Origin of the sequence: Pseudoalteromonas sp. P1-7a (genome assembly GCF_001401855.1) — a bacterium.
Lineage (GTDB): Bacteria > Pseudomonadota > Gammaproteobacteria > Enterobacterales > Alteromonadaceae > Pseudoalteromonas.
Genome location: NZ_LKDU01000028.1, coordinates 61,001 through 67,085, shown reverse-complemented (window position 1 = coordinate 67,085; position 6,085 = coordinate 61,001). Strand labels below are relative to the sequence as shown.

Genomic DNA, 6,085 nt, shown 5'->3' with positions numbered 1-6,085 from the left:
AGAGCCTGTTAAAGCAGAGCCTGTAGCAGCTGAGCAACCAGAAACGCCAGAGCCTGTTAAAGCAGAGCCTGTAGCAGCTGAGCAACCAGTTACTGCAAATGCAACTCAAAAAGATGTAAATGCAAAAACGGTTATCACCAAAGGCGCGGCAAGTGCACCAATGGCACAACCGACACCTGTTGCTGATAGCGACGTAAAGCATACATCAGTTGCCATGGCACACGACAAACGTGAGTTAGTGCCTGATAGTGGCTTACGCGCAGGTTCAATTAAACCAGCAGGTCGTGCGAGTTCTGCAATGACTAAAACAATGAGTGCTGATTAACCATTAACACTCATTAAAAAGCCCCGCTATTAACAAATAGCGGGGCTTTTTTGTTTTAAAACCTGTCTTGCCCTGAAATGTATTTTCTCATTTGATCCTCTTTCGCTTGTCTTTGTGTAATAGACTTTTAAGTGGCTTTAATAGCCAGCAAAAATAAACAGCTGCATTGCTTCTCGCGTAAGCAAACTTTATGACTCCAGCCAAACTTAAACACCGTAAATAATATTAACCTGTAGACGCACAACTTATTGGCGTGCCGGGCAAAGCCCGTAATAAATGTATATTCACAAAGAGGATATGAGACGCTGCGCTTATAGAGAAGAAATGAAAAATAATTGTTTAAATTAGTGTTGGTTTCTCATTTTACTCTCATTCACTTTTCTTTGTGCAATAGACTTTTAAGTGGCTTTACTACCTAGCAAAAATAAAAAAGCGCGATATAAAAATCGCGCTCTTAAATCAGCTTTTAATTAGATCAAATGAGTTTACTCACTTTCACTTTCCATAAAACGTTGTAGTTGATCTTTTAAGTTAGGTGGAATGCCTTTAATGACTAGTGTATCGGTCGCTTCATTGTAAGTTACGCGCTCACCTAAATGTTTACGCTCAAAACTTACACTTACACCGCCGCCTAAACCCGAGAACTTAACCATACTGGTCACGGTTTTTTTATCAACCGGGAAAGAGTCTTCTAAATCGTAGCTTTGCTCTTTACAAAAGCTGTCAAATGGACTGTCATCGCCTTTAGTTAAAGTCGCCGAAAGTTCAGTTACGCTTGCATCTTCACCTGTGGTTACACAGTCATTACAGTAGTCAAATACTTGCTTACGTAATTCGTCTTTTTCTGATTTATCAAACTCCTGCTCAGATAAATAATCTTCAACAGCGCTGAGCATCACTTGGCTTTGTTGTTTAGGGTCTATGCCCTCTTCACACCCTAAAAAATCTAAGAAAAAGTCTGCTACTTTTCTCCCTGCTCGCCCTTTAATAAACGAAATATAACGATTGTCGTCAGCTTGTGTGTCCCATGCGGTTAAATCAATGCGAGCTGCTAATTGCATGCGCGATATATCTAAGTGGCGCGACGCTGCTAAGTCGAGCTCTGAGGTCATGCTGTAGTGCTCTTTGATGTTGATCATGGCTATTAGCATGTAATCAGTAGCCACATACTGATAATGACAAAATACTAAATAACCGGTTTCACTAAAGGCGTACTTATCAAGCTCTTCTTTTAAAACCGTAGATGCTTGCTCGGTCATGTGCCAAAAGCCTAACTCGTCGTTACGATAGCTTTGCATTGCTGACGCTACAACACTGTTTTTATCGCCACTAAATGCACAGTAACCTTTGCCTGGCTTTGAGTTGTATGCATGATGGAGTTGTTCGATAAAAACAGCGACTTTATCATTAATCACCATTTCATCGTTTCGGAGGTGAATTTGCGTATCGTCGTCTTTTTTGTCTACATAATGAACGACTAATTTTTTAACGTCTGTTGTCATCTTTGTTTTTCACGCCTCTGGTGTTAAAATACGAGAATATAACTCTTTTATTGAACCAACTGATGCCAATCTTATCAAAATACTCTAATGAAGAAGTAGAACAAATCGTCGATCAGCTCATTGATGTGCTAACGCAACATAATGCGCCGGTTGATTTAAGCCTTATGTGTTTAGGAAATTCTATCACGCATATCCTAAAAGAGCATGTACCTGCAGGGAAAAGACAAGCCGTAACTGAGAACTTTGCAAAAGCACTTGCTCAGTCGGTTAAATAAATTATATGAATTTATCGCAGCACAATCAGTTTTCATCTAAAGCGAGTCAGTTATTAAGTTGGGGCCATTGGTTCACTTTTGCAAATATTGGTTTAGCGCTTTTTATTAGCCTAAGTTTTTTATTTGCAGATTCACCGCCAACTAGCTTTATGGGTATTACCTATATGTTAGTGACGTGGTTAAGCCATACGAGCTTTATCGCTTTTTTAGCATTTGTGCTGACGGTATTTCCTTTAAGCTTGGTGTTTCCTTATCCCCGCCATATTCGAGGTATGGCTGCCGTTATTGCAACACTTGGGGCATCTATATTAACGCTTGATGCATATGTATATGTTAATTTGGGCTACCACTTAAGCTCTTCTGCGCTACCTGAAATTATTTCTTTACTATGGCATCGTCTTACGAGCTCGCCGACCCTTACTACATTGTTAGCTGGGGGGATTGTTTTACTTATTTTAGGCTTTCAGCTAGTTGTAAGTAACTATACATGGCAGCATTTAGCGCGTTTAAAACAACTTAAGTTTGCCCGTTTTGCCAGCTCGTTTTTAGTATTGTGTTTTGCTCTTAGCCACAGTATTCACATTTGGGCCGATGCAAATTTAAAGTTTGATATAACGAAGCAAGATAACGTTTTACCGCTTTCGTACCCTACAACCGCTAAAAGTTTATTAGCTAAAAATGATTTACTCGACATTGAAAGCTACAAACAAGCTCACGATGTAAGAATTAATAATCAAAACGTTAATTATCAAATTCCTTCGCCTTTACAAAAGTGCGACGATTACACCGAGCAACAAGTTGATATTTTTGTATTTGAGAACGATGAACAGTTAAAACAGTTTGTTGCTAAGCATGAAAATCTACATAAAACTGATCAGTTTTTACAGCCAACACACCATGGCGATAGCTTATTTAGTTTAGTGTATGGCTTACCTTCTTTTTATAAAATGAGCATTTTATCAGAGCAAACCTTGCCTGCATGGCAAAGCCAACGTAGAAGCATTGAACTTACGGGTATTGAAGAATTAAGCTTTATAAACGACCAAGCCCACTCAAACAGTGCGATTAGAATCATAAAAGCAGAGGATGCCCCTTCTCCACGCAATGACGACACGCATATTTTTGCCTTTAGCTTAGCGAATAATAGCTCAGAAGTAGTTACATCATCGGTGTTATACAGCTCTGATAAGCAAATAGCCAAGGTAGACGGGCTTATTCAACCTAGTGATATTATTGCAACCAGTGTAGGGCAATACTTAAACTGTAAGTCTGTTGTTACGCAAACCATGCTAGGTGAAAACCTCTATAAGAAAAAAACAGATACCGGCGTTAACTACTCACAAGGTGTAGTTATTGCTTACAAAAAAGATAGAATTACGCTTATAGATTCAGACGGTAACTATAAAAATATATCTGCCGCTGAAGGCTTTTCTATAGAGCAAAGCCTCGATATCCCGTTTTTAGTACAAAGTATTAAAAAGCTAAAAACCTACACACAATAGCCCTATCCCTTAACCTAGCTTGCTATAACACCAAGCTAGGTTATATTTACTAAATCATAGTAAACGCCAGGGATGAACTTAATGCAAAAGCACACACTTTTTTTATGCGCAGTAATGGTATGCCCACTTTTTCTGCATGCGCAAAATGCCACAACCTACTATAAATGCGTGACAGAAAACGGCACTATCTTTTCGCAATTCCCTTGTAAAGATAACGCTACCGCCTACACAATTAATACTGTATCAGGAATTAATACTGCACCGGCGCAAGATTACACAAAAGAGCTAAACGCATTAGAGCGCGAACGTATTGTGCTTGATCTGCAAGCAGAATTGAGAAGCAATAATAATAAGTTAGCAATTATAAAACGTAAGAAAGACCGCGCTGAGTACAATCAGCAACAGCGGCTTAATCGAATTTTAGATGACGAGGATAAAAAGTTAATTAGCAAAGATATAACCAAGCAGTTAAAAATAATAAATAAAGAGCATAAAAAGCAAACAACCGAAATTGAAAAACGTATTAAAAAGTTAGAGAAAAAAATAGCCTCCTTCCAATAGCATAGCTTTTGTCATCACACTCAATTATGCTTTAAGCGCAAAGTATAAAAACCGAGAATATTTATCTTGGTTTTAAACTTAAAATAACATACCCTTAACAACTATAGAGTTAAAGCTCTAACGTGTATAACGTATCAGCACCACTAACACTAAAAACGTTATATGCACTTTTTTAAGGAGTGTTTATGCAGCCACGCCACATAGCAGAATTAATTTTAACGGGCTTTAAAAAGCATTATCTGCTGTTTCAAAAAACTACCGCTCAAGCTCCGCTCGCCTTCGCTAAACGTGATTGGCAGCATATTAATGACATAAGTAAACTGCGCATTAGTTATTACGATGAAAGAGTAAACGAAACAACAAAAGCATTAAAACAGGCACACTTAACTGAGCACTTAGATGAACAGCTTTGGCTAGAAGTAAAAAAACTGTACCAACGTTTTTTATGCTTCCACCCTCAAGCTGAACTTGCCGAAACGTTTTATAATTCAGTATTTTGCCGTTTGTACCACAGGCGCTATTTTCATAACGACTTTATATTTGTACAAGCCACATTGAAAGATGCGCCTGCTATTCCTGTTGAGGCAGAATACCGAAGCTACTTTCCTGTGGTTGATGGTTTAAAACCCACTATAAAGCGCATTATTGACCATTTTGATTTTAAAGCCCCATTTGTAAATTTAGAGCGTGATATACGTTTGCTCGTAAAAGCATTTTATAAACAAGCGCCCGACACACACCACCAACCTTGGCAAATGCGTTTTGATATTTTGCACGCACCTTTTTATCGTAATAAAGCAGCCTATATTGTGGGCAGAGTGGTCTCTCAAAGTGGTGTACAGCCTTTTATTATTGCGGTACTTCATCATGAAGATAAAGGCTTATATCTCGATGCACTGTTAACCAAATCATCGCAAATGCGGGTTATTTTTGGCTTTGCACGTGCCTATTTTATGGTAGAAACCCATGCGCCTTCGGCTATGGTGCGATTTTTAAATCAACTTATGCCTAATAAAACGCTCGCTGAGCTCTACAATGCCATCGGGTTTCATAAACAAGGCAAGACTGAGTTTTACCGTGAGTTTTTACATCACTTATCTCACTCAAACGATAACTTTATAATAGCGCCAGGCACCCCGGGCATGGTGATGATGGTATTTACGCTGCCCTCATTTGGTTACGTCTTTAAAGTTATTAAAGACAAGTTTGGTGAAAGCAAACCGTTTGGCCGCGATACCGTACTTAAACGCTATCAATTGGTAAAAAGTCACGATCGGGTTGGCCGCATGGCTGACACCATAGAGTACTCTAACGTCGTATTTCCTTTGGCTCGCTTTGATAGTAAATTACTAGCGCAGCTGCATAAAACCATTGGCTCATCTATGATTATTGAAGGGCCGTGGCTTATTATAAAGCACTTATACATTGAAAGGCGTATGACACCGCTCAATTTATTTTTAGAAAATGCCAGCGAAGAAAGTGCTGCCGATGCAATAGAAGAATACGGCCAAGCACTTAAAGAAATGATTGCGGTAAATATATTCCCAGGCGATATGCTGCTTAAAAATTTTGGCGTAAGCAAACACAGCCGAATTATTTTTTACGATTATGATGAGGTTCAGTACTTAACTGATATGAACTTTAGAGCCTTACCTAAGGCCAAAAGCTATGATGATTACTTAACCGATGAACAAAGCTACTCAGTTGCGCCACAGGATGTTTTTCCTGAGCAACTTTGTACCTTTGTAATGCCAAACCCAAAGTACAAACAGTTTTTGCTCAGTACACACCCTGAGCTTGTTGATGTTGGCTTTTGGAAGCAAGCTCAACAAAATATCAAAAAGGGCTATGTTAGTCACATATACCCATACCCGACAGCACAACGCTTTATTCATCACTGGTAAGCGTTAAAGGACACAC

At 38.9% G+C, this 6,085-nt stretch carries 5 protein-coding genes and 1 pseudogene; 5 read left to right on the top strand and 1 reads right to left on the bottom strand.

The annotated features are described in order from the left end of the window. Positions 1–325 (top strand): annotated as a pseudogene (locus tag AN389_RS15695) (ribonuclease E); the annotation flags it as partial. Between the two features lie 485 nt (positions 326–810). On the opposite strand, the gene yejK reads toward AN389_RS15695, so the two are convergent. Further along, positions 811–1,827 (bottom strand): nucleoid-associated protein YejK, encoded by a 1,017-nt coding sequence (gene yejK, locus AN389_RS15690; protein WP_055015645.1) that lies wholly within the window; start codon positions 1,825–1,827, stop codon positions 811–813. 62 nt (positions 1,828–1,889) lie between these two features. On the opposite strand from yejK, the gene AN389_RS15685 reads away from it, so the two are divergent. The 4 genes from AN389_RS15685 to aceK all read left to right on the top strand — a co-directional run bounded on the left by AN389_RS15685 (position 1,890) and on the right by aceK (position 6,069). Beyond that, positions 1,890–2,102, top strand: a complete 213-nt coding sequence (locus AN389_RS15685) for a DUF1414 domain-containing protein (RefSeq protein ID WP_004588923.1) — start codon at positions 1,890–1,892, stop codon at positions 2,100–2,102. 5 nt (positions 2,103–2,107) lie between these two features. Further along, the gene (locus AN389_RS15680; protein ID WP_055015646.1) at positions 2,108–3,604 is read left to right on the top strand and encodes a DUF3413 domain-containing protein; all 1,497 of its coding nucleotides are present in this window, start codon (positions 2,108–2,110) and stop codon (positions 3,602–3,604) included. A gap of 81 nt (positions 3,605–3,685) precedes the next feature. Then, entirely contained in the window at positions 3,686–4,165 is a 480-nt protein-coding gene (locus AN389_RS15675) for a DUF4124 domain-containing protein (protein ID WP_055015706.1), read from the top strand. Positions 4,166–4,350: 185 nt separating this feature from the next. Continuing rightward, positions 4,351–6,069: a bifunctional isocitrate dehydrogenase kinase/phosphatase gene (gene aceK, locus AN389_RS15670; RefSeq protein WP_055020218.1), complete on the top strand. Its 1,719-nt coding sequence runs from the start codon at positions 4,351–4,353 to the stop codon at positions 6,067–6,069. Positions 6,070–6,085 lie beyond the last annotated feature (16 nt).

What these genes read in the sequence shown, in the direction of transcription:
- AN389_RS15680 (WP_055015646.1), top strand. Translation starts at nt 2,108, where the DNA reads ATGAATTTATCGCAGCACAATCAGTTTTCATCTAAAGCGAGTCAGTTA.
- AN389_RS15685 (WP_004588923.1), top strand. Translation starts at nt 1,890, where the DNA reads ATGCCAATCTTATCAAAATACTCTAATGAAGAAGTAGAACAAATCGTC.
- AN389_RS15675 (WP_055015706.1), top strand. Translation starts at nt 3,686, where the DNA reads ATGCAAAAGCACACACTTTTTTTATGCGCAGTAATGGTATGCCCACTT.
- yejK (WP_055015645.1), bottom strand. Translation starts at nt 1,827, where the DNA reads ATGACAACAGACGTTAAAAAATTAGTCGTTCATTATGTAGACAAAAAA.
- aceK (WP_055020218.1), top strand. Translation starts at nt 4,351, where the DNA reads ATGCAGCCACGCCACATAGCAGAATTAATTTTAACGGGCTTTAAAAAG.